This is a genomic window from Halalkalibacter lacteus (assembly GCF_036663595.1).
Lineage (GTDB): Bacteria > Bacillota > Bacilli > Bacillales > Bacillaceae_D > Halalkalibacter > Halalkalibacter lacteus.
In genome coordinates this window covers 79834-104352 of record NZ_JAWRVL010000013.1, presented here as the reverse complement: position 1 = coordinate 104352, position 24519 = coordinate 79834, and the positions used below count along the sequence as shown (strand labels likewise).

Genomic DNA, 24519 nt, shown 5'->3' with positions numbered 1-24519 from the left:
GGATGGTAATCCAAGTGAAAAAAGAAAGAATTAACGCATGGCAACTGTTTTGCTTAATTGTTTTATTTGCATTCGGTACAGCTCTTGTCGTTAGTTATGGGTCTGATTCGGGACGAGATGCTTGGCTTGCGATCCTCATAGGTGGCTCAGTGGGAGGAACCCTTATTTTTGTGATTTATGGCTCTCTCTATAAACTATTCCCTACTCTTTCGTTAATTTCATATTCCCAAAAAATAGTCGGGAGATGGATTGGGCGTTTATTCGGGCTCGTTTTCATCCTTTATTTTCTTCATGGGTCTGCAAGGGTTCTCAGGGATTATGGAGATTTAATAAATGCATCGATGTTTACGAGCACACCCTTATTTTTCATACATTTCTTAATGATACTAACAATGATGATAGTATTGAGACATGGCGTTGAAGTTCTAGGAAGAATGGCAGAGCTTTCTTTTTTTATTATTATTGTCTTAGGTTTTTTAGGGGTTATTTCCGTTTTAATGTCGGGTAAGGTAGAGACTGAGAATTTATTTCCCATCTTAGAAAATGGTCTTCGGGGGATGTTTTCCACTTCGTTTCCAAGTTTATTTGTAGTTCCTTGGGGAGAAATGTTGGCCATTACTTTACTTTTACCTTATTTAACTAAACCACGATCAGTAATGAAGGCAGGTTTATCAGCCATCCTTTTTAGTACGGTCGTTCTAAGCTTCACCATTATGTTAAATATACTAGTTCTTGGTGTTGATGTATTTACTCGTTCCAATTTTGCTTTGTTTGACACAATTGGAAGAGTGAGCCTGATGGAATTTATTGACCGCTTAGATCCGATTGTTCTTTTAACCCTTATTATTGGTGATTTATTTAAGATGGGGATTTTCTTTTTAGCAGCTGTTATCGGTACTGCGGATCTTTTTTATGTGAAAGATTACAAATCACTTGTTTTTCCTATTGGGATAGTCATCTTGTTAGCATCCTTAACGGTGGCTGGGAATTTTGCGGAGCATATTGAAATTGGAGGGGGAATGCTTCCTCTTTATGTTCATGTCCCAATTGCAGTTATTATTCCAGGTTTATTATTGTTCATCGCGTTGATTCGAAAGCATATGAAAAGAAGCTAAGCTTTTTTTGTGCGCATTTTTTTATAAACAGGATAAAGAATCGTTTTGAAAAGAAGAAACAATAAACTTATTAAAATTAGGTACTCTACGGTATCCATCATCTTATACTGATGTACAAAAGATTCGATGATAGGATAAGAATTTCGACCAATCAAAATTTGAAAAGAAAAGTCAACTAAATGAATTAGCAAAAGTAAAATTGAAAAAATCAGCACTATTTTCAAACTCAATCAACTCCTCTAGGTTGAATAGACAATGTTGTATAGTTACAGTTCTATTACTATGGTTACAGTTTCCCTATTTAAATATTCTTTAATTTGATTTTTATTTGGATGAGTAGGGACAGGAAGCAACAGGACGGTTCTTCCTCTCCCGTGCTTCCTCTTAAACTAGTTCGCGATCCCAGTGTCGATGGGCCGAGATTGCCTGGATAAACTTCTTAGTAAATTCCTTTTTCTCACCACCGCAAACAACCCCTGGACTGCTATCCATATTGTCTACAAGTAGCGACTTTCCTTCTTCGGTAGCACCTATTGGTTTGTAATGAGAAAATGCTTCTTCGATAAAGTAGGTAGCTTGCTTGTGAAACGTTTTGTTTTCCTTACTACCACCAACAATATAAACAGCATCAAACAACACAGAATCTGCTGTTAGAAACGTATGATCAACTTCCAATTCTGTTCCATCAGTGCTCTTTACCAATCCTAACTTCTCACTTAAAATCCCAGGCTGAATACCTACTGCTTTTAACTCATCTAACACTGGTTTGACTTCTGTTCCATTAAAATCACTGCCAATGATCACTGCGACCTTGCGAGTAGTAGGCTTCTTTTTTGTATGTTCCTGACTTAAAGCAGGAGACGATTTAGTAACCCCACTATCTTCGACTTGTGGATGATTCGCTCCAATCGCATCGGCAAAACTTGTAGCCAACTCTATGCTTACATTGCCGAACATATCAACCACTTGTTGCTTTACAGATGCACTCTTTACTTTCCCGAGTTCAAAACTGAATGCATTAATTATATGTGCTTTTTCTGCTTTACTCATACTGTTCCAGAATAAGGTTGCTTGAGAAAAGTGGTCTTTAAAACTTTCGCTTCTTGCGCGCACTTTATGTCCTTCCATTTTCTCTTGATAATGTTTAAATCCACCCTCTGCCTCACTCGTTGTTTCAGGTGTATTGTTGCCAAGAGAGTTATTATGATAGCTGATTGGACCTTTGTTAATTGTTTGACGGCCGTATCCATCACGCTGGTTATTATGGAATGGACAAACAGGACGATTGATCGGCAACTCGTGAAAATTAGGTCCTCCAAGACGAATTAATTGCGTATCTGTGTAAGAAAACAACCGGCCTTGCAGCAACGGGTCATTGGAAAAGTCGATGCCTGGCACTACATGGCCTGGATGAAAGGCAACCTGTTCCGTTTCTGCAAATACGTTATTAACATTTCGATTCAATGTCATTTTTCCGATAATTTGTACTGGTATATCTTCTTCCGGCCAAAGCTTTGTAGGATCAAGGATGTCAAAATCAAAAGTAAACTCCTCTTCTTCCGAAAGGATTTGTACGCCTAACTCATACTCAGGATAGTCTCCATTTTCAATGGCTTCCCATAGGTCTCGACGGTGGAAATCTGGGTCTTTCCCATTAATTTTTTGTGCCTCGTCCCACACAACCGAATGAGTTCCAAGTACAGGCTTCCAATGGAATTTAATAAAATGAGCCTTCCCTTCCTCATTAATAAAACGAAAGGTATGAACTCCAAATCCTTCCATCATCCGAAAGCTCCTCGGTATCGCCCGATCAGACATCGTCCACATGACCATATGGGCTGATTCCTGATTATTCGCGACAAAATCCCAAAACGTATCATGTGCAGATGCTGCTTGTGGCATTTCGTTATGTGGTTCGGGCTTTACTGCATGAATCAAGTCAGGGAATTTAATAGCATCTTGAATGAAAAATACCGGAATATTATTGCCGACTAGATCATAGTTACCCTCTTCTGTGTAAAATTTCGTAGAGAATCCACGAGCATCCCTTGCCAACTCTCCAGACCCGCGTGAACCAGCAACTGTCGAAAAACGAACAAAAACGGGCGTTTTTTTAGAAGGATCTTGTAGAAAACCTGCTTTTGTATACTTTTTCATGGACTCGTACACCTCAAATTCCCCATGAGCAGCAAAACCACGAGCATGCACAATCCGCTCAGGAATACGTTCATGATCAAAGTGGGTCATTTTTTCACGAAAATGAAAATCTTCCATTAACGTTGGTCCACGTTCACCAGCCTTTAATGAAAATTCATCCTCAGATACTTTTACACCTTGATTCGTAGTTAATTTTTTTCCTTGATCGTCGGTTGTGAACTTTTCCAATTGATCCTTTTTGCTGTTACTACCTTTGTTTTTCATTCACTCTCTTCCTCTCTTTTTGGAATAAATAATATGTAAAACTGATATTATTTTGGTAATTCCCGTCAGAATATGAGAGCAAACCTAATTCGTATAGTTTTTTTCAGCTCTTTTTTAGAAAATGATCATTAAAACCGTGTGTAGCAATTTCAATAGCCTCCTTTCTGTTATCACTTATTTAGTTCATACTGGATAGGCTACACTTAGTTGAACAATAAAAATAAGGGCTAGTAGAATAATACACAACGAGTGAGGAGCGAATCTACTATGTCCAAAAGAAGAACATTTACCACAGAATTTAAGAAGCAAGTGGTTGCTTTATATGAAAGTGGAAAAAGCCGTAAAGATATTGTCCGTGAATATGAATTAACGGCGTCTGCATTAGACAGATGGATTACTCAATTTCAACAGTCGGGTTCGTTCAAAGAGAAAGACAATCGAAGTCCTGAAGAACAAGAATTGATGGAGTTAAGAAAAAGAAATAAACAGCTAGAAATGGAAGTCGATATGTTAAAGCAAGCCGCGCTGATCATGGGACGAAAATCGAAGTGATTGAGAAAAATCGTCACCTCTATTCGGTATCAGCAATGTGCGAAGTCCTACAAATAGCTCGAAGTACCTTTTATTATGAAACAGAAATTGCAGCTCAAAAAGAAAAAGAAAAGGCTAAAAAAGAACAAGAATTAAAAGAAAAAATACGAAAGATCTTTAATGAAAACCGTAAAGTATATGGAACTCGCAAAATAAAAGGAGACCTTTTAAAAGCTGGTCACAAGGTTTCCAAACGTCGCATAGGTAGATTAATGGAGGAACTAGGAATTCAATCGAAGTATGCACAACCGTCCTACAAACCAATGAGCTCCCGACCAAATGAAGAATCTGTTGGAAACGTGTTAGATCGGGAATTTGAAGTAGATGAAGAGATGTCTGTATTGGTGAGTGACTTAACGTATGTCAAAGTAGGCCAGCACTGGAACTACGTCTGTTTTTAAATTGACCTATATAATAGAGAAATAGTTGGTTATAGTGTTGGAAAACGCAAAGACGCAGCTTTAGTTCAACGTGCCTTCGCAACGGTTAATCGGCCATTAGAGAATGTGAAACTATTCCATACAGATCGCGGATCTGAGTTTAAGAACGTTGGCATTGATGAATTATTAAGTGAATTTGAGATTGAACGCTCATTGAGTCATAAAGGAAACCCTTATGATAATGCAGTTGCAGAAGCGACATTTAAGATTCTAAAAACTGAATTAATCCATGGAGCTCATTTCCACACCCTTCCCCACCTGAATCTTGAACTTTTTGATTATGTCAATTGGTACAATAATATCCGTTCGCACAGTACCCTTGGCTATTTAAGTCCAGTAGGATATCGAAACTTAGCCCTTAAAAAGATTGTTTGATTTAGTGTTGACATACCATATTCGAATTCACGGATCATTAGATTACTTAACACCAACTGAATACAAGTTAATGAACCTTTAATTTTTTGTTCAGTTTAGTGTTGACATACCAGTTGATAATAGCCACTTCGTTTAATTGAATACGAAAGGCTTCCTCATCTACTTCTCAAATAAAAACGACTTTATATTTCCTCCTCATCAAAAAAAACCAAACACAAATTATGTTTAGTCTTTAAAGATCTTCTTCAACTGACGTCTCCATTAGTTAAAGAACCAATTTTTGGATACTATTTTTGCTATATAATTCTTATAATACACCCATTGTTAATTCTCCCTTTTTTCCTCCCAAAGCTGTATACGTTCTTCATGACTAACCTCTTTATGTACTTGATGCAGCATCCATATATAACCAAAGGGATCCATGAATATGGCGTTCGATACTCCGTAGTCAGAAATCTCAGTCACCGGTTGCACCTCTGTACAACCTAAATCCATCGCCTTTGCATAGGTCTCCTTAATGTCTAGGACAGTAACATTAACCCAACTAGTTTTAGGGTCGCCAGGATTTGGTGCGATCAAATGAAATTCTGGGTTTTCATCTAACATATGAAAGTGAACGTCGTATAGGATAAAAACTACCTCATTTTCCCCACGAGGAAAGTTTGAAACCTCCACACGCTCGATATCAAATATATTTTCGTATAATTCCAATGCTTTTAAGCTATCTTTCACAACCATATTAATTTCTACTCCAACCATAATGAACACACTCCGTTTACAAGTTAATAGATATTCTTTACCTCACCATTTTCCCCAGTTTATCAATAAAAGAAGTAACTACCCAACGGTTGCAGGCGACGGGCGGTTACTTCTTTTTATTGTAGTTTCTATAATAAGTCTATCAGAGCTAATCTCTTTAATCTAGGCAATTCATAAGATTAATAACGCCATTACTTTCGACAAATTCGGTCAAACTTCGGGGAGTGACAGGCACCGACTCCTTAGCTGCCTGTCTTACTTTCTGATCTTTCTACAGCGTGTAATGTACTGGTTTCGTCTTTCTTATCTTTTTCAGCGTTATCACTGTTTACAAGCTCATTCGTTGCTTTTTTAAACTCTTTTAATGTACTCCCAAACGCTTTCCCTATTTCTGGAAGTTTAGAAGGACCAAAGATAATTAATGCGATCACAAGAATAAGGATCAGACCTGGAATTCCTATGTTTGGTATCATGTGTGAAACCTCCCTTTACTAATGGTATTAATCAACTAGTATTGAACGCGAGTCTCGTAGTTAAATTGTCACTCCATGACGATCTAAAGCTGCAGCTGCTAATGCAGACATTCCATTTTTCTCTGCATAGTCAGTAACCTTATTCGAAATTTGTGGAGCAAAACCAGCAGGAGGAGCAGCATGACTCATGGCTACTTGACGAGCTGAGTTTCTGCGAGCGAATGGTCCCCAAATAGCAAATGTAAAATGGCTTTGAATATTTACAAACAGGGTTTTACCATCTGGAGAAAACGTAGGACCAGCAAACTCAGAACCGTTAAATACGTTTGCTGCAAACGGATACACATGACCTTCTGGAGTTAAACCAATGATACGATCGCCGCTTGGATTTCCATCTTCAGCAATCCAAAGATCTCCCCAAGGTGTAATGGTAACATTATCCGGAGCATGCAGATCATTGGATGCAGATGATTCATAGAATAGCTCTAATGTGTTTGTCGCAGGGAAATAACGATACACACGCCCAAATCTTCCTGGAGCAGTAGTTGTTTGTGCATTGGTATCATCAAACCAGAATGCTCCACCCGCAAACCAAGATCCTTCTAAACGCGTAAATTGTATACAACCTAGATCACGCGCGTCTTCTTTTGCGCGCTCAGGTTTTACTTCTTTCCAGACGATTCCTACTTTTTGTCCTGGTGTAAAGTTACTTGCTTGATTACTTGGAAGCTCGTCTAATGCAGCCGCTTCAAGAAGCCCGCCCTTTTGTAGAGATCCTAGTTTTTGACTACGATCATGAGGAGTAAAGCGATATAAGAAACTAGGTGCGTTATCTTCGGTTAAATACCAAATACCTGTTGCCGGATCTACATTACATGCTTCATGTGAGAAGTAACCCATATCACGAATAGGAGTTCTCGACATTTCATTTTCAGGGTCGAGTGGATTCACTTCAAATACAAAACCATGGCCCATATTACGAGTTTCTTCACATGTTAACCATGTACCCCAAGTCGAAGGACCGCCTGCGCAGTTACGAATATTTCCTGAGTTTGTAACAAATTCACTGACAATTTCGCGATTTGGACCAACAACTAATCCTGTTGTTCCACCTGCGGCACTTTTACTCCAAGGATTTTTACCATTTACAGGATATTGGTGATTTATACCACATTCATGATTTCGAACGAGTATCGTTGAGTTTTTTGGTCCTTGGAAAGCAGCCATACCGTCAGGAAGTCCTGGAACTAAGTCACCGTTTCCATTGGCCATTGGTTCACCAACAGTAGAAATGATTTTGTACTGAAATCCTTGCGGTAAATCTAATATTCCGTTAGGATCCTTTACTAATGGACCATATCCCCCAAAACCACTTGTTGGATTGGTTGCTTTTGAAGCGAATGCTTTCTGCCCACCTCCAAATGACAACACTCCAGCTGACCCTAGTGTTAATGCGACAGTTCCCATCGTACCAGCCTTTAAAAAATCGCGTCTGTTCATGTTACTAGTCATGAATGATCGTTCCTCCCGTAAATATATTTTGATTTGTTGAGTGGACCAGCTCTATGTTCTACTAAAACTATAACAAAGGAATATTAAGTAAATATTTATGCACTGTATATATATTGTTAATTAACGAATTCACTGGAAGCACCGGGACGGTTCTAACAGGGGACAATCGGAAGTTTTGCGCGAAAGAAGGCACAACTAGCGGATTTTTATCTGCTCGTTGTGCCTTCTTAACTATATATTTATACTCACACGCAAAATTTTTGATTGCCACAGAAGAATGAAGTTGCGATCTCCAGTATAGCTCCAATTTATTATTAAACTGACACGAAATCCCAGGCGATGACAGAGAGATGGACGAAGTGTATTATTATTTACCAGATGAAGAGAAAGTACAGGAACTTTCCAAAGTGTTGAAGGAGCATTTGGAGATAAATAATCAGAGCACCGACAAGTAATAATTGCTTCTAACTAGTTCATTAACTAGCAGATTAAAGCGATTGATATAGGCGACTATGTTAGGCGTTTGATGCCTTAACATAGTCGTTTTCTTCCCTATTAAAAATCCCACTTTCTCAGTGTCACACATGAAAATGTGAGATTTATTTACTCAACCACCCTTAAAGTACTTCATTTCTCTAATAGCCCTGTCCCCTTACTCTTTTTCTGCATAGCTTCGCTTTACCACACTACCCTACCGGGGGTTCAGGAATCATGATTATGAAGCGGTATAAAGGCTTGTATCGCATGTCGATACAAGCCTTTAAAAGAGTCAATCTTGGTAGAGTGTTATTTTTGTAGGTCTAACCTTCTATTTTTACGATCCTTATACTCTTTCTTTTTATTATTACAAAAGGTCTATAGCTGTATCGTTTTGGGCTTTGTGCGTATCGCGTGACGATATCCTTCTCACAAACGTGCCTAGTCCTTATTCACAATATCAGCCGATAGATTTGCTGTTCGTTCCTTGCAATTATTTCACGGGAAATACATGATACGACAAATTCCTTCCTTCTCTTTCTCTATTTGTCCACTACTTTGTTCCACTAATTTCGTGTGAATCCAGTGCACTGCAACAGGAAATATCCATCCGATCACGAATCGGACGGCCATTGGCAACAAGTAACAAAAAAGTAACAATCTCAGAAACTTTATGAGAGCTATCGCAAAAGTTGTAAAAAACCACAAGAAGAATGTAGAAGTCGCAGATTCTATATACTTCTTTCAATAATCGAGTACACTGTAGTGGCAATAGAAAAACTCACAAAATTATTTTTGGAGGTATGCTTTATGAAAAAGAAATTATTTTTAACGGCAGCTTCAGCTATCCTTACATTAGGTGTTCTTGCAGCTTGTGGAGATGAGGCGGAGGATCCAACGCTAAATGGAGGCACTGACACTGAAATGGAAATGGAAACAGATGACATGGATTCAGAGGACAATTCAGTTGAGTTAGAGTTAGATTCAGACGTATCTACTGAAGGTGGACTATAAGATTAACAATCGTCATGACTAGAATGACGATTCCATATACCACTTCTCTATGGGGTGTCCTTACTACTCTATAGAGAAGTGTATATATAGATTCATTAGTTTTTACATTCCTTATTGGTATAAGTTTGATTTTATTCAGCAACAACGAGCTTTCCTATTATCGAAGCACGGCAGACGCCTATACGATACACAAAAAGAAACAGGAGTTTCCACGCAAAAGGCGACTCCTGTTTCTTTTTGTATTATTCTTCTAAAGTACTTTAATTTTCATTTTAATCTTAATTTTCATCCCTTGTTTCTACTTACCTAACAGTGTTGGAACGGTAACAAACTCATAGCCCTGTGCGTGTAATTCGTCAATGATTTCAGGCAACGCCTCAACCGTTTCAAATTCTCCCTCTACATGGTAGTTATGTTGAAGTACGATAACCCCAGGTTGAGCCTCTTCCTTCACTCTTGTTACAATTTCTTCTGCAGACACTCCGCTCCAGTCCTTTGTATCGGCTGTCCACATGATCGAACGGTATCCTTGTTCAGTAAGCAGTTCTACCTGTCGCTCTTCAATTTCCCCAAATGGCGGTCGGAATAAGTCTGGTTTGACCCCTGTAATTTTCTCAATTTCTGCGGTAGTCGACTGTATCGTTTCGTTGAATTGTTGATCCGTGAGCTCAGGCAAATGCGGGTGATCCCAAGTATGGTTGCCTATCGCATGTCCCTCACTATACATTTGTTTTAGTCGTTCTGGATACTCCTTGGCCATCTTTCCTATCACAAAAAAGGTAGCCTTCACATCTTTTTCTTTTAAGATTTCTAAAATTTGCGGGGTATAGGTTTCTTCTGGCCCATCGTCAAACGTAAGGGCGATTCGTTTCTTGCTGGAATCCCCCATATAAATCATTTCATTTTTGATTGGAACATTGATTCTTTGTCCAGGATAAAGCCAATGAGGATTTTTTACAGTTGAGGTGCCTCCTATTAACTCAGGGATAGAGACTCCAAGTTTAATAAAAATCTTATAAAGCGAGTCCGCTTTACTAACTGTATACGTGTTAGGAATTTCTAAGTGTTGACCTGGTTCAAGTACAGTAGATAGCAATTTGTTCAGGTTCACAATCTTATCTTCTGATGTTCCATACTTTGTGGAAATTTTCGAAAGGGTATCCCCCGATTGAACGATGTAAGTCTCAGCCTTTACAGATTTAACAAACATAGGCAGAAAAACTAAGATAATCGCCATGAAAATGGTGGCTATTTTAAGCATAATTTCACCTTATCCTGTATAAGTTTTTGAAAATAATTGATACACATGAAATAAAGATCAATAGATAAGGAGAAAGCCAATATTCTTATTACTTTATTAAGACTTAACAAATGGTTTTAAGAATTGAGCAATTTCCTCGACTACTTGTTGTGAACTAAGATTAGGAGATTCCGTTCCTTTTTTATATGTATCCTTTAATATTTTCACTAGCTGTTGTCGTGTTAGCACTTCTACTTCTTTCACCGTATCCACTATTCCTCACCACCCGACAAAATCGTACCATTTCTTCTTTTACCCTTTCAATAAGGTAACTTAATTCTCGTAATTTTTACATTCTTATACATCATTATTTATATATAACTCTAACACCTGTTTGCACGAGTATCACTCGGAATTGTCGAATGGTACATGTTCCGCTTAAATCATTTTTATTATTTCCACTGTCTACTTGACAGGGGGCAGTTCAAAATCGGTAACCACCTGGTCCATAGACAATTAAATTCGTTTAAATAGATTCTACCTGTTTATGCCATTCCGTACAAAACATAAACAACAAATAAATGTATAAAAATAGAAATAAGAACTGCCAATAACAGGTGTAAGGGGGGACAGGTTCCTTGTCCCATTTCCCTTCTGTCGAACATGAATTAGATGTGGATATCTACATATTGATACGAATAATCTTATCGGCCAGCTGTGTATAACTCATAAAAGGTGGATAACCCTCTGTATAAACAGGAGGTTATCCACCTTTTTGTTTGTAACGCGGAAGCACTGGGACGGTTCGAGACCACTGAAAAAGTCGCCTTTTTTAGGCGACTTTCTGCTGTCTTTTCTTATGGGTACTCAATCCCTGGGACAAGGAACCTGTCCCTACTGTCCCTTATCCATTTCATGTAGCATCGCGACTCGTTTTCTAAACTCATCTGATGTGCTAAATGTTGCCGATAGAAATTTTTCTATTAATTCATTAGCTACTGTGTGACCAATAATTTGGGCACCGATTGCCATAACGTTGACATCATCATGCTCTACACATTGATGGGCTGTATAAATATCATGACAAACAGAAGCACGAATACCCGGAACTTTATTCGCTGCTATACTCGCACCAACACCGGTGCCACAAATCATAATACCTCTATCTGCTTTTTTATCTAGAACAGCTTGACATACTTGTTTTGTGATAACTGGAAAATCGACAGGATCAGTATTATGAGATCCAAAATCAATCACTTCATGCCCCTCCTTTTTTAAAAACTCTAAAACCGATCCTTTTAAAGGGAAGCCTGCATGATCAGAACCAATAGCTAGTTTCATCATAATTTCCACCTTTCATCCTATTTAGTTAATAATTCAGGTAACCACAGCGTTAAGCTTGGGAATAAAATAACAAGTAATAACACTAGTACATTGGAGATAAAAAATGGCAATACTTCTTTTATAACAGATCCTATTTTATCACCACTTATAGAGGTTACTATATACAAAACGACTCCAATAGGCGGGGTTAAGAGCCCCAATGTAAGATTAATAACGACAATCATGGTCATATGGATCGGATCAATTCCTAATGTTGATCCTAAAACTAATAACGTAGGTAAAACGATGACTAAGGAAGCGATCGTCTCCATTACCGATCCCACTACGAATAATACTAAGTTTACGAGTAAAATAGCCAATATAGGGACAACTGTTATCAGTAGGATTGACTCAGAAATGGTTTGCGGAATTCTCTCAGATGCAATTATCCATCCATAGGTAGCAGCAAATCCGACAATAATCAAGACAGTTCCTGTAAATTGAGCTGTTTCAACACATGATTTATACAAATCTTTAATACTTACATCTCTTCGGATAATAAATCCTAGTACAAGAGCAGCAAGCACTCCCATTGCTCCTGCCTCTGTTGGTGTAAACAAACCACCTAATACCCCGTAAAGAACAAAGACAATAAGACCAAGTTCCCATATACACCCTTTGAAACTCTTCCAGATCTCTGAAACATCAAAATCATTTGACTTAGGAAATTTTCTTCTAACAGCGATTATATAAGCTGTAATCATCATCGCAAGCCCCATCAATAATCCAGGAATAATGCCAGCTAAGAACAATTTATGTATCGATAACCCTGCTGTAACACCAGCAATAATAATATTTATGCTTGGAGGAATAATAGGACCTACAGTTGATGAGGCACCTGTAATTGCTGCTGCATAAGCAGAAGGATAGCCTTCTTTTTTCATTGCAGGAATTAATGTTTTTCCTAGTCCAGCTGTATCGGCAACGGCGGTTCCAGAAATACCAGAGAATAGCATACTAATTCCAACATTCGCAATTCCCAACCCACCTCTTATATAGCCCACTATTGAAACAACAAATCTGATAAGCCTTCTTGTAGCCGTTCCTGAGTTCAAAATGGCTGCTAATAATAAGTAAAAGGGAATAGCCAACAAAGAAAATGACGTCAGTTGAGTTGTAATTCTTTGACCGATTAATAATGGCGGAATATCACTCATTACAATATAGACAAACGATGATAAGCCTATGACGATAAAAATAGGAAATCTTAAAGCTAGCAATAGAAGGAACAATATAACCATGACTATTAATGCCATATCAACTTCTCCTTTCTCATAATAATATAATCAATTTTTCGTATTGAGATTTATATCTTTTCCTCTCAGGCTGCTAATTGATTTTATGAGAAGTTTGACATAGTAGTAGAACATAATAATCATGCCAACAGACATACTGATTTGAATCCAAAACATCGAAATATTAAGACGAGCAGTGGTAGCAGAACGTCCACTCCATGCCACTTGGAAGAGAATCCAGCCAATCGTAATTAGGAAAACACATATAATTGAGTAAACAACGACTTCGATTATCTTTCTCCATTTTTCTGGAAACTTATCAACAATATAATCCATACTAATATGTGTATTACGTCCAGCAGCGATAGCAGCTCCTATGTTGACAACCCAAATTAATAAAAGTGTAGCTACCTCTTCTCCGCTCCAAACAGGTATTTTGTCAAAAAACTGTCGAGCAAATACTTGAACAAACATGATAGATACGAGTGAGATTACCAATAGAAAAGCAGTGAACTCCAAGACGTTGATCAGTTTAAATCTTCTAAACATACTAATCCCACCTTAAGAGGGGAAATGCCCCTCTCTAATTATTTACTCGCGTGAACCTTCTCAATCCATGTTTGCATGAGGTCATCGTAGCTAGAATAGGCTTGTGCAGCAGCTTCGGCAAAATCAGTAGCATCGACCTCAACAATCTCAACTCCTGCCTCTTCCAGTCCTGCAAATGCAGCCTCTAATTCCTCGGTATGCAGATTATGTTCATATTCCTTTGTTTCTTGTGCTGCTTCTTCTAAGGCTTGTTTTTGGTCATCAGTTAAACTCGCAAAAATATCGTTGCTAACAAGAAGATATGCTGCTTGATATTGATGGTTTGAAAGTGTGATATAATCTTGTACTTCGTAAAATTTATCTGAGTAAATTTGCGTAATTGGATTCTCTTGCGCATCAATTACATTTTGTTGTAAAGCTGAATACACTTCAGAAATTGGAAGTGTTACAACTCTTGCTCCCATTGCTTCAAAAGCTGGAGGAGCTGTTGGTGATTCAGGTACACGAATGTTTAACCCACGTAAATCATCAACAGATTCTATCTTCTTATTACTTGAAATTTGTCGTGGTGCTCTCATGAAATACGTAAGAGGTTTGAACCCTTCGTCAATCATCAATTCATTTAATTCATCACCAGATTCATTTATTAAAAAGTTATTAAGATGCTCTTCATCTTCGAACAAGTACGGAACTCCAAAAATCCCAATCTCTTCTACCCAAGCAGATACAGGCTCTAAACTAACGGTTCCACCCATCGTTCCAATTTTCATACCTTCTAAAGCTTCTCGTTGCGTTCCAAGTGATGCAGAGTCATGAACGATCCGTGCTGCTTTTTTGGCAACAATTTCACCGCCGTTTGTAATAAACGCATTTTCTGTGACGATTGCATCCAGGGTCACCTCCTTCCTCTTTTTAAAAGGAGGCGAAACGAAATGGAAATGTGGCTGCCACTAATCAGTGAGTTTGGTTTTCCAGTCATGGTCACACTCTACCTTCTGCACCGGATAGAGAATAAACTAGATCTCGTCAACCAATCCATTGTCAAGCTGCCAGAGCACCTGTATCAGCAGCAGATTCGAAGTGTCGAGCAGAAGAAGAAGGTTGAGTAAAATGCAAAGTCACTTTCGAAAAATGACTTAAAAATCAGATCACTAATAAAGATGGAATCCATTTTTTCAAGGAAGCACGAGAACCGTCCCCGTGCTTCCCTTCTCTTTGCTTCCTCCTTACGATATTTTATTCAACTAAATTATCACAAAGTATCAAAATAGGGCATTTTAGGTTATAATAGTATATAAAATATTCACAAGGAGGTAATTGAGGTGAAAAAACCTTACAATTTGCCATTCCTTCCTATAACGTTTGATCCTGAAACCGAGCTTGCCTTTTATAAAAAGGTAGTGGAAGCGTCGTCGGAATTAGAAAAGTTAAAACAAAAACTTCAATATTCATTAGTTAATGAGTCTTTTATTCAACTTTTAACTTTACAAGAGTCGGTACAATCAACAAGAATTGAAGGAACTCAAATTACGTTTAGTGAAATGCTTGAAGATAAACTTGATCAGCAGGAGGATTGGGAGAAAGTTGAAGTTAGAAATTATCAACGCGCCTTACAAATGGGAGTAGAGACTATTCAAAATGGATACCCCTTATCAGAACGATTAATTCGGGAAATGCATATAGAACTAATGAGAAATGCACGAGGGTCTACTAGTTCTTCAGGTGAATACAGAAAAATTCAAAATTTCATCGGTCCAACCAAACAGATCAAAGACGCATCTTACATCCCACCTGAACCACAACGAATGGGAGAATACATGTCAAATCTTGAGCGCTATATAAATGGACACCCGTATCAAGAATCAGAAAACGATCCATTACACCCTCTTATTAAAACAGCGATTTTACATGCTCAGTTTGAATCAATCCATCCTTTTTTAGATGGCAATGGGCGCTTAGGAAGAATCCTTATTGTGCTATACTTGCTTCAATCTGATTTGATCAATTCGCCCTTCTTTTTCTTAAGCGAAGAATTGGAGAAGGAGAAATATAAATATTATGCTATGTTAAATGGAGTTCGCGCAATTGGAAGGCAAGATCCCGATTGGAAAAGCTGGATCCTCTTTTTTCTTAATGCTACGATTCGAATGGCAAACCATCACTACGACAAATTAGATCAAGCTGAAAGATTATACAATGACGGGTTATCTAAACTGCAGCAACCGGCTACACGTAAAGTCTGGGGATCATTATTTTCTAATCCAATAGCTACTGTACACCAAATTAAGGAGACAACGAATTTGGCTGCTCCTACGATTAGGAAAAGCTTAGGGCAACTCGTACAATTAAATATGATTTTTGGTGATGATCGAAAGAGAAATCGCCGCTTTTACCAATACGATTTAATTCGAATTATGTCGAATTAATGACTACCCCCGGAAGCAACGAGACGGTTTTTGCGTTTCATAGGGAAGCATGAGGACTGATATGCTTCCTTATTTCTATAAACCCCATTCGATTTAGCTATCACCATACTGTATGTAGTAACTCTAGGCTACTCTACTGCCATATGTAGAGTAAATCCGCTAGTCCGCCACCATTGACTTAACTTTTGTCCGTGTCGTGGATCTATCGCAAGTGTGGCATAAATAATGCCTAATAGGCACACCTGCTCAAACATGATAACACGGACAAATCGATTCTAAGCATCCGTAATGAATGGCTCAAGACTCCGCAATCGTGGCTCAATTCATTCGCAATAATCACCCATATTCCCTCCCCATCAATTTTTTCAAAATAAAAAGGATTAGAATTGATCTAATCCCTAGATGGAAATATCTCGAGTTTTTCCAAGTCAATTATAAAGTTGTGCGTTTTGAGTATATCCAATCCAAGTAAACCATTATGGTTATTTGGCAACATTCCTACATCTAATACGAAATCTTTTAGTGTAAATGTAGCAATTTTAATTTCATCCATTACTTTTGTATAAAATGGGACAGTTCCGCCAATACCATAGGCTTCATAAATTCCATCACCATTTTCATATATAACACCAATCTCTTCTAATACATCTGGACTAATTACAGTATGAGAAGAACCAGTATCTACTATTACATCCTGTACCTTTATTGATTTTCCACGAAATGTAACGGAAAGAGTAGATGTGATAAGTTGTCCATCATATGAAAGCTCCAGTGAACTACCCACCACTTAATTCTTGCAGAATTTGAAGTGGGGGCTTCTCGGATAATAGTTGCTTTTACTAGCCAACCAAATTCATCGAGCTAGCCCCGCTGAACCAGCGGTTTATGTAACGATATATTTTTTAGGATACTTTCGCTTCCGAGAATAGTCTTTTTCCAGAACGATTAAATACGGATCTGGGATGCACAGGGACGGTTCTTGTGCTTCATAGGGAAGCATGAGAACTGATATGCTTCCTTATTTCTATAAACCCCGTTCGATTTAGCTATCACCCTACTATATGTAGTAACTCTACTGTTCTTTAGAGGAAGCACGAGAACCGTCCCCTTGCTTCTCTTCTTTTTTCTCACATCGTCCCTTATAAGATAAATTTAAAAATAAATGCATAGTCTTTTAAAATCATGTATAATAAAATTAGAATTTTCTCAGAATAAAAAAGACCGAGCGGTGCGAACGCTCAGTCGATGTAACTACATGCCGCTTGAAGTGAGGCTGGCCAAATAAGATTTACTTTGAAATAGCTTACCTTACTTGCCGGCAGGGTAGCTATTTCTTTTTGTGTAGATAGACGACAATGGTTATGATTAGTGTTAGCATTGCAATTAGTACTAGACTAAATTGCGCAAGTAGACTAATTGCTTCATATGCCGTCATCTGCCTCACCCCCTTTCAAGGGAGTTCAGCCGCCACCATTCTTATGTAGTTACCATTTTATTATAACGAACATTAGTTCTTATTTCTACTTTTAATTTTCCCTTAATACAATTTACTAAAAAAGTACTCCTACGTATGATTATTAATGACACCGTTCTAATCAGACCCAAAAACAGATCCTTTTTTATACATATCCTCTAAAATTTCCACGATATGTTGCTGTGTTAACAACTCTACTTCTTTCATCTTACTCACTTGTCCTTTGTCACCACCTGTTATAATAGTACTATTTTTCTACGAAAAGGCAAAGCCGTTGAAAGACGGTGACGCAAAGCTATAGGGGCTTCTAAACAACACGAGTATTTGTTTAATGCCAGCCAGATACCGACTACTCCCATAGGAAATAATAAAGTTAAAAACAGGCACCTGATTCAGGTTGCCTGTTTTTGGTTTGAAAACGAAACAATCAAGCCCTCATTAAACAAAATGCAGGATGAATATGAAACTGTTTTTTGAGGCTAACTAAAGGTGCCAGGCACCTTCCGATTTTATTTTTTCACCCTCCCCACCTCCTTCCTTCACATCCCTATATATAAACAGTGAAGGAACGAAAAAAGGAGGGCTTCCCCTATGAAATCTGGACATATCAATCAATACACGCACTTAAGTGAATTCCAAACAGTTAAAGACTTCAACGAATCCAACAAACACGCACTCGAGCTATTTGGACACCATTTCACAAAAGGTGAACGGATTGCTCTATTAAAATTAATTCAATTCAGCGTCAAAATACCTGGTGTTTGCAATGCCCGCATCGGCAAATTGGTTCAATCCGCCCAAGACGATAAAGGTGGAATCTCGCGCTCGACATTTGAGAGAATGCTACGCAAGGCAAAGTCACTCGGCATTATTAGCATCCATCAAACGATCCGTGAAAAAGGTGGGTACTCCCATAACGTCTATGTTTTTCACCGCTTTGACGGGACCAACCACGAACAATTGACTGATCGATCTATTGCTGAAACACCAGACACACCAAGACCTCAGAATGAAAATACAGCATCAGAAGCTAGCTTATATAAAACTACTAAAAAGATAAAAGATAAAGAACTACGTACAACATCGCTTGAAACACTTGATGTATCATTTGTCCCACCTACGATTCCAAAGCCATTTGTCAAAGCAGTCAAACCATTCTTCTACTGTGCGACAGAAATTACGGAGATTTGGAATCGAGCTGTCATGGTCTACCGTTCACTCAGATTTAGTGACACGATTGAGTCGCTTCTCCCAATGATCATTCAAGCCTTTAAAGAATCGGTTTTCCGCTTTAAACAACGACGGATTAAAACAACGTTTATCCAATACTTCTATGGCACCGTCTCAGCGATGCTTAAAAAAGAAAAACGAAAGTATTTTGATACTCATATGCCTTTAATGAAGTGGATGAACGAGGAACTGGAGAATGAATAATCAGGAAGTGCCAGACACTTCCCGAAAATATATCTTTTTGTCAAAATCCACTGTATATAGTACCCGTTTTTTCAAAAATCCCCTAGAACAAAATGCAAAAACGGCCTTCCACGCTTACTAGAAAACGGCGTTTTACCGATGTGACGCATTCTCGATCCTTCGCTAAAGTAAACGTACCGGCGGAATACAGGAGAAAACGCGTTTTCTAAAAGGAAGTTTATGTGAATAGCAAAGAAAAGTCGTTTGATGAAGTTTTGACGATGTATCAATCGATCATCAGAAAGCAATTTGTCGCCTTACGTCTGTACAAAGATTATGATGAATTCTATCAAATTGGCTGCATCGCTCTTTGGAATGCGTATCAGAACTTCAATCCTGAAAAAGGGAACTTCTCTGCATACGCGATCTCCTATATCCGTGGACGAATGATGAGTGCCTTAAGCAAGGAAAGCAACTATAGCGAACGTCATTATTATGCAAGCGATGAGATGCTCGAAGCGGTACCAAGTCACCTTGACGAGGTGCCACTCGAGTCAGAGTTCCTCGAGGCCTATATGACAAACTTAAGCGTACGAGAAAAGACATGGGTATACGAAGCAATCCTGCTTCAGAAGAAATCAGCCGAGATCGCAAATCAGTATGGCGTCTCTCCCCATACCGTTCGCACATGGAGAAAAGGCGCCCTGACGAAACTACGTCAGAATGCCAAGCATATTGACGTACTTTAGAATCATCTAGCACCACCATGACACATTACAAAAGGTTTAGAATTATCTTATTCCCTGACAAAAATCGTGACAAAACGATCCTAAATCTTACTTTTTTTAAAAAAAATGTATTTCCATGTAAGAATATATACCTAAATTGTGGAAATGTCCCTGAAATAAATATATTCTCTTACTTAAGAGAGGAACGGAGTAGAACGATAATCAACTAGAAACGTGATAACTTATCACAGTCCCCACTTCTACGAGTCCCACTCTACCCAAATTATGTGAGAGGAGGAGTTATACATAATGCTCTTAGCTGCTATCGATGTGACATACCAATTTTTCTAGTATTTTATCTCATTATGAATCTAAGAATTCCATTGTAATAACCGCCGAAATCAAAAACATTCATTCACTACATAACTGCAACCATTTCGGAAAAGTTTAAATGTTTCATTCACAAAAGTAATACAAATGCATTCTCATAGCAAACGCACCCAAAGGAAAATGGCGATACGCTCCTAGGGTGGTATCAGGCACATAAACTAATTAAAGTGAGGGATATGCTTATGAAAATAAAAGTACTGCCTTTCTATGACATTAATAATGATACGAATGCGATATTGGCCGCAAACCATTTTGATTACAACACAATCGTTTGGGAACGAGGCCAATGTTACTATGTGAAAGAAAAAGCATTTAAAATGATAGAAAGAGCTTGCATAGAAGGCGGTGCTGGATACGATGGTAGACGCAAAAGTGTCGTTTACAAAACCAAAGCTAGAAATAAAGTACCAATCCCGATTAATCCAAAAGAGGACATCTACGCTTTCCCAACTTGTTCGCCTACCGCGCATGAATGTTCTTGGATCTTTTATCCACATGTGAAAGACATCGCACCAAATGGAAACAACGCAGCTAAAACAATCATCACATTCAAAAATCACAAACAGTTAGTACTAGACGTTTCCTATAACATTATTAAAAGACAAATGCATCTCACGTCCTATTGCGTTGTTCGATTTTCACCACTACCTATAGACCGACCACGATTGGGATAACACGAAACCAACTGCCTGTCACCGCAACCGTGACAGGCAGTTTTTCTGTGAATTCCATATCATTGTTCCTCATCTCCATAACAGTTTAATCCCCCTACTTTTTTATCCAATCCACCCTCTTAAATCATGAAACAGAAAAACTTTCATTTCCCCCCCCTACGTTTTCCCTCCCAGCTCTATATATAGTTAGTGAAGGAGGTGATACAAATGCTAGTTAACTCTCGCCTAATCTTAGTTTTCTCAAACGGCGTGGATGAGTTCGGGGACCCGATTCACAAAACGAAGAGCTTCAACAACATCAAGCCAACCGCAACAGATGAGCAGCTAACCGCTGTTGCCAGCAGCCTAGCTCCACTACAACAATGGTCCCTCATCCAAGTCGACCGCACAAATCTACACAGTTTAATTTAGAGGTTTTTTAAAAAAGGTCGTACTTTACCTTTTTTAAAAAATCTCGAAGCAATGAGCGCAGCCGCTGCTTTCTCTTAAGCCTTTTATGAGTGCCCTTCTCATAAAAGGCGCGCAGCGTGCGCAGCCATTGCCAGCTCTAACTCTATTCAAAGCAATGAACCCAACCGCTGCCTTCTTTTAAGCCTTTTATAAACGCCCTTCTCATAAAAGGCGCGCAGCGTGCGCAGCCATTGCCAGCTCTAACTCAATTAAAAAGAAAGGAGGACTCCCACATGAAACGTCTTGAACTAATTTTCGAAAATGAAATGGGGAAAAATGTGACACTGAGCTTAGATAACCCAGTTGAACCCGTTGATCCAATTGCAATCAGCGCAGCCATGGATGCGATTGTTACAGAAAATGCGTTTATTACAAACGGCGGTGAAATTGTTACGAAAAAAGCAGCACGCGTCGTTGACCGTACGGTAGAAGAAATTGAATTATCATAATTTCAATTAGGAAGGAGGACAACCTCCTTCCTTTTTCAAAAGGAGGCGAGAGATAATGGAAATGTGGCTGCCGCTACTAAGTGAGTTTGGTTTTCCAGTCATGGTCACTCTTTACCTTCTTCACCGCGTAGAGACGAAACTTGATCTCGTAAACCAGTCGATTTTAAAGCTGCCAGAACGCATGTACCAGCAGCAGTTTCGGAGTGTTGATCAGAAAAAGGTGGTTGAGTAGAACGAATGAGCGACAAGGTACCTAGTCCCTCTTAAAGACCTTTGCTATATAGAATATTACAATATTCAGTTTATTAATGTCAGAAAGTTAGCCCTCATACGGGTACAAGTAAGAGGATAATTATTCATTTTTGATAATGAGCGATTATCCTTTCTTGCCATGCTGGACAGAAACTATCCATACTAATCTCTGGGCAACTCTTTCACTTTACCGCGTTACACTTTAGCTGAGTGGGGGTCAGGAACGAGAATAGGAACGAGAATAATTAATAGCGTCCTTTTGCTATTAATGAAAATGATAAAGAATGGAAGTTTACTAGATTGACAGTGATAGAATTTTTCCTTTATAATGAATGAAGCATGAAAAGATTTTGCTGAAAATGATAAGGATAGCTTCTATCAATGTTTTAGTTTGAACAGGGGTATGTAGAAATCAATAATTTTTTTTAGCAAGTTGATAAAAAATGATAACTACTTAAATTAAATAAATGGTTGCTAAAGTAAACACCATGTGAGTACGGAAGAGACCAACGAGGATGATTCAATCACCGTTGGTCTCTTTTTTGTAGTTGTCAAACAATTCAAAAAAGTGTAGATTTGGGTTTAATTAGGAGGGTTTTTCATGAATAGATGGTTAGTTGTATTAGGTGCAGTTATTATCCAAATTAATTTAGGGGCAGTGTATGCCTGGAGTTTATTTAATCAACCTTTGATGAATAAGTTCGGATGGGCAAGGGAAGATGTTGTTGTGACATTTTCGATCACAATCGCAATCTTTGCGCTAGCGACAATTTTTGCAGGAAGATTGCAGGATAAAATCGGACCAAGGTGGGTTGCCACCATTGGTGGTGTACTGCTCGGACTTGGACTTGTCTTAGCTAGTCAAGCAACAACCTTATATCAATTATATTTCTTTTATGGAGTGATTGGCGGAATTGGAATTGGGATGACCTATGTTTGTCCTCTATCTGCATGTGTGAAATGGTTCCCTGATAAGAGGGGATTTATTAGTGGAGTAGCCGTTGCTGGTTTTGGATTAGGTGGTTTGATCTTTAAACCAATTATTGAACTGTTAATTGAGAGCATGGGCGTTTCGTCTACCTTCTTGTATCTTGGTGTTATCTACTTAATTCTAGTAGTTGCTGGGGCCCAGTTACTTAAAAATCCACCAGTTGAAGAGACTACTAGAAAAACATCAAAAGCAATACCGGAATTAAGCAATAATTTTTCTCCTAAACAAATGTTGGGAACTTATCAATTTTACTTATTATGGTTCATGTTCTTATTTGGAAGTATGTCTGGACTAATGGTGATCAGCTTTGCTGTTGATATTGGTGTCGATATCGTGAACTTAGATATGGGAAAAGCAGCAAATGCGGTAATGGTAATTGCATTGTTTAACGCAGCAGGACGAATTGTATTAGGTAGAGTATCTGATAGTTTTGGTCGCACAAACACATTAATGATGGTTTATGGCTTAACGGCACTTATCATGTTTTATATGAGTACAGGAGCTATGAACTATCCAACATTTTTACTCTCCGTCTCATTAATTGGTTTTTGCTTTGGAGGCTTCCTTGCCTTATTCCCTTCTGTAACAGCTGATTTTTATGGAACAAAAAATATCGGGAGTAATTACGGGCTCATGTATCAAGCCTATGGAATTTCAGCTTTTGTCGGGCCCCTTATTGCCAAAGCGATTCCTTTGACTCAAGCATTTTTGCTTTCAGGCTTATTCTGTGTACTGGCTCTTGTTATGGCTAAATTAGTAGAGGTACCGAAAAAGGCGGATGCAGGTGAATTAGTAAAGCAAGAAGCTTAGAAAAGTTCATAACGAAAAGGCAAGGGAATTGCCCTTGCCTTTCATTGGCTTTCTCCATTAATAATTATCACGAATTCATGATCTCCATTGCTTAATTCCAGCTGTAATTCTCCTTCTCCGGAAACTGACTCAAAAGTAAAGTCTTTACTTTCGTTTATTGCTTCGGAAAAAATCTCATCTCCATCCACACCTGTGACTTTTACAGTCATATCACTTGTATTGTCTTCCTTCTCCAGACTTACAACATTATTTTCTTCCAACAGTACCTTAAACTGAATTTTTTTATTTTGTAACAGGTTTCCTGAAACGCTCATGTCAGTTACCAACTCCGTTGATCCATCCACATAAGTATTATTAATTTGAAGCCCGTCCGATTCATATTCCCTATCCGAAAAAACATTTACACCAATAAAAACAATAATAACTATTAGTAAAGCACCAATTAATACCTTTTTCATATGAAATCCCTACTTCCTAGGCTTTAAAATCCCTTTTCAAGTTAACAAAGCTGTAAATAAAAAGCATAAATAAAATGATTAACAGGCTGATCAAAAGACTGCTTTAAAATGACTGATATAGTGATGTTCTTTATTGAACCAAACCGCGTATCTAGCATGGAGTTCTTTCATAATGTCTTTGATGTGGAATTTGGATGTTTCAATTTGGAGGTGGATATGATTGGTCATGAGGCAATAGGAGTGTAAATGGAAAAGATATTGCGATTTCACGTCTGCGAGAATGGCTAAATACGTTCAAACAAAGCCGTTCGCCTGTTTCCTCTGTGATAAATAGCACCAGGATACCAAACGCGATGTTTTCTTGACATGGCAGACATCCTTTCGTTTTGCTCTGTATTAGTAGCAATGCCTCCTTGTACA

General features: G+C 38.3%; 26 protein-coding genes, 1 pseudogene and 1 riboswitch. Of the genes and pseudogenes, 12 read left to right on the top strand and 15 right to left on the bottom strand.

Annotation, left to right across the window (positions count from 1 at the left end):
- The first annotated feature begins 14 nt into the window (after positions 1-14).
- The gene (locus tag SAZ04_RS11585) at positions 15-1115 is read left to right on the top strand and encodes a GerAB/ArcD/ProY family transporter (protein WP_332695234.1); all 1101 of its coding nucleotides are present in this window, start codon (positions 15-17) and stop codon (positions 1113-1115) included.
- Here SAZ04_RS11585 and SAZ04_RS23705 read toward each other — a convergent pair.
- Positions 1112-1330 (bottom strand): YczF family membrane protein, encoded by a 219-nt coding sequence (locus SAZ04_RS23705; protein ID WP_488803340.1) that lies wholly within the window; start codon positions 1328-1330, stop codon positions 1112-1114. The two genes, SAZ04_RS11585 and SAZ04_RS23705, sit on opposite strands and share 4 nt — an antisense overlap.
- Positions 1331-1499: 169 nt before the next feature.
- A complete protein-coding gene (locus SAZ04_RS11580; RefSeq protein ID WP_332695232.1) occupies positions 1500-3536 on the bottom strand; it encodes a catalase in 2037 nt (678 codons plus the stop codon).
- Positions 3537-3803: 267 nt separating this feature from the next.
- On the opposite strand from SAZ04_RS11580, the pseudogene SAZ04_RS11575 reads away from it, so the two are divergent.
- Positions 3804-4942: pseudogene (locus SAZ04_RS11575) on the top strand (IS3 family transposase).
- A gap of 324 nt (positions 4943-5266) precedes the next feature.
- On the opposite strand, the gene SAZ04_RS11570 reads toward SAZ04_RS11575, so the two are convergent.
- The 3 genes from SAZ04_RS11570 to SAZ04_RS11560 form a co-directional block, all read right to left on the bottom strand.
- Entirely contained in the window at positions 5267-5701 is a 435-nt protein-coding gene (locus tag SAZ04_RS11570) for a VOC family protein (RefSeq protein ID WP_332695230.1), read from the bottom strand.
- Positions 5702-5943: 242 nt separating this feature from the next.
- Positions 5944-6174 carry a twin-arginine translocase TatA/TatE family subunit gene (locus tag SAZ04_RS11565; protein ID WP_332695228.1) on the bottom strand — a complete coding sequence of 77 codons (231 nt, stop codon included), beginning with the start codon at positions 6172-6174 and terminating at the stop codon, positions 5944-5946.
- Between the two features lie 60 nt (positions 6175-6234).
- On the bottom strand, positions 6235-7686 hold the full coding sequence (locus SAZ04_RS11560; protein ID WP_332695226.1) for an alkaline phosphatase PhoX: 1452 nt from the start codon (positions 7684-7686) through the stop codon (positions 6235-6237).
- Positions 7687-8973: 1287 nt separating this feature from the next.
- Between SAZ04_RS11560 and SAZ04_RS11555 the strand changes: the two genes are divergently transcribed.
- Positions 8974-9177, top strand: a complete 204-nt coding sequence (locus tag SAZ04_RS11555; RefSeq protein WP_332695224.1) for a hypothetical protein — start codon at positions 8974-8976, stop codon at positions 9175-9177.
- 298 nt (positions 9178-9475) lie between these two features.
- Here the strand turns inward: SAZ04_RS11555 and SAZ04_RS11550 are convergent, their stop codons facing one another.
- The 6 genes from SAZ04_RS11550 to SAZ04_RS11525 form a co-directional block, all read right to left on the bottom strand.
- Positions 9476-10438 (bottom strand): polysaccharide deacetylase family protein, encoded by a 963-nt coding sequence (locus tag SAZ04_RS11550; protein WP_332695222.1) that lies wholly within the window; start codon positions 10436-10438, stop codon positions 9476-9478.
- Positions 10439-10534: 96 nt separating this feature from the next.
- A complete protein-coding gene (locus SAZ04_RS11545) occupies positions 10535-10690 on the bottom strand; it encodes a YwzD family small protein (protein WP_332695220.1) in 156 nt (51 codons plus the stop codon).
- Between the two features lie 621 nt (positions 10691-11311).
- Positions 11312-11761 (bottom strand): ribose 5-phosphate isomerase B, encoded by a 450-nt coding sequence (rpiB, locus tag SAZ04_RS11540; protein WP_332695218.1) that lies wholly within the window; start codon positions 11759-11761, stop codon positions 11312-11314.
- A gap of 17 nt (positions 11762-11778) precedes the next feature.
- The gene (locus SAZ04_RS11535) at positions 11779-13056 is read right to left on the bottom strand and encodes a TRAP transporter large permease (protein WP_332695216.1); all 1278 of its coding nucleotides are present in this window, start codon (positions 13054-13056) and stop codon (positions 11779-11781) included.
- A 30-nt stretch (positions 13057-13086) separates the two neighbouring features.
- Positions 13087-13584: a TRAP transporter small permease gene (locus SAZ04_RS11530; protein ID WP_332695214.1), complete on the bottom strand. Its 498-nt coding sequence runs from the start codon at positions 13582-13584 to the stop codon at positions 13087-13089.
- 38 nt (positions 13585-13622) lie between these two features.
- A complete protein-coding gene (locus tag SAZ04_RS11525) occupies positions 13623-14483 on the bottom strand; it encodes a TRAP transporter substrate-binding protein (protein WP_332695212.1) in 861 nt (286 codons plus the stop codon).
- Positions 14484-14516: 33 nt separating this feature from the next.
- On the opposite strand from SAZ04_RS11525, the gene SAZ04_RS11520 reads away from it, so the two are divergent.
- Together SAZ04_RS11520 and SAZ04_RS11515 are read left to right on the top strand one after the other, a co-directional pair.
- A complete protein-coding gene (locus SAZ04_RS11520; RefSeq protein ID WP_332695210.1) occupies positions 14517-14693 on the top strand; it encodes a YvrJ family protein in 177 nt (58 codons plus the stop codon).
- Between the two features lie 213 nt (positions 14694-14906).
- Complete coding sequence (locus tag SAZ04_RS11515; RefSeq protein WP_332695208.1) at positions 14907-16010, top strand: Fic family protein; 1104 nt, start codon at positions 14907-14909, stop codon at positions 16008-16010.
- Positions 16011-16401: 391 nt separating this feature from the next.
- Here the strand turns inward: SAZ04_RS11515 and SAZ04_RS11510 are convergent, their stop codons facing one another.
- Positions 16402-16794 (bottom strand): retropepsin-like aspartic protease, encoded by a 393-nt coding sequence (locus SAZ04_RS11510; RefSeq protein ID WP_332695206.1) that lies wholly within the window; start codon positions 16792-16794, stop codon positions 16402-16404.
- A 543-nt stretch (positions 16795-17337) separates the two neighbouring features.
- On the bottom strand, positions 17338-17445 hold the full coding sequence (locus SAZ04_RS11505; protein ID WP_332695205.1) for a putative holin-like toxin: 108 nt from the start codon (positions 17443-17445) through the stop codon (positions 17338-17340).
- Positions 17446-17738: 293 nt separating this feature from the next.
- Positions 17739-17834: riboswitch (cyclic di-GMP riboswitch) on the top strand.
- Positions 17835-18075: 241 nt separating this feature from the next.
- Here SAZ04_RS11505 and SAZ04_RS11500 point away from each other — a divergent pair.
- From SAZ04_RS11500 to SAZ04_RS11470, 7 genes are all read left to right on the top strand, one after another.
- Positions 18076-18918 carry a hypothetical protein gene (locus SAZ04_RS11500; protein ID WP_332695203.1) on the top strand — a complete coding sequence of 281 codons (843 nt, stop codon included), beginning with the start codon at positions 18076-18078 and terminating at the stop codon, positions 18916-18918.
- Positions 18919-19139: 221 nt separating this feature from the next.
- Positions 19140-19646: a sigma-70 family RNA polymerase sigma factor gene (locus tag SAZ04_RS11495; RefSeq protein WP_332695201.1), complete on the top strand. Its 507-nt coding sequence runs from the start codon at positions 19140-19142 to the stop codon at positions 19644-19646.
- 551 nt (positions 19647-20197) lie between these two features.
- Entirely contained in the window at positions 20198-20689 is a 492-nt protein-coding gene (locus SAZ04_RS11490; protein ID WP_332695199.1) for a competence protein ComK, read from the top strand.
- A 207-nt stretch (positions 20690-20896) separates the two neighbouring features.
- Positions 20897-21100, top strand: coding sequence for a DUF1659 domain-containing protein (locus SAZ04_RS11485; protein ID WP_332695197.1), 204 nt, complete (start codon positions 20897-20899; stop codon positions 21098-21100).
- A gap of 272 nt (positions 21101-21372) precedes the next feature.
- Positions 21373-21588, top strand: a complete 216-nt coding sequence (locus SAZ04_RS11480) for a DUF2922 domain-containing protein (RefSeq protein ID WP_332695195.1) — start codon at positions 21373-21375, stop codon at positions 21586-21588.
- A gap of 55 nt (positions 21589-21643) precedes the next feature.
- Positions 21644-21820, top strand: a complete 177-nt coding sequence (locus tag SAZ04_RS11475) for a YvrJ family protein (protein ID WP_332695193.1) — start codon at positions 21644-21646, stop codon at positions 21818-21820.
- A gap of 621 nt (positions 21821-22441) precedes the next feature.
- Positions 22442-23641 carry an L-lactate MFS transporter gene (locus SAZ04_RS11470; protein WP_332695191.1) on the top strand — a complete coding sequence of 400 codons (1200 nt, stop codon included), beginning with the start codon at positions 22442-22444 and terminating at the stop codon, positions 23639-23641.
- A 41-nt stretch (positions 23642-23682) separates the two neighbouring features.
- Here SAZ04_RS11470 and SAZ04_RS11465 read toward each other — a convergent pair whose 3' ends face one another.
- The gene (locus SAZ04_RS11465; RefSeq protein ID WP_332695189.1) at positions 23683-24099 is read right to left on the bottom strand and encodes a hypothetical protein; all 417 of its coding nucleotides are present in this window, start codon (positions 24097-24099) and stop codon (positions 23683-23685) included.
- Positions 24100-24189: 90 nt separating this feature from the next.
- Complete coding sequence (locus SAZ04_RS11460; RefSeq protein ID WP_332695278.1) at positions 24190-24327, bottom strand: hypothetical protein; 138 nt, start codon at positions 24325-24327, stop codon at positions 24190-24192.
- Positions 24328-24519 lie beyond the last annotated feature (192 nt).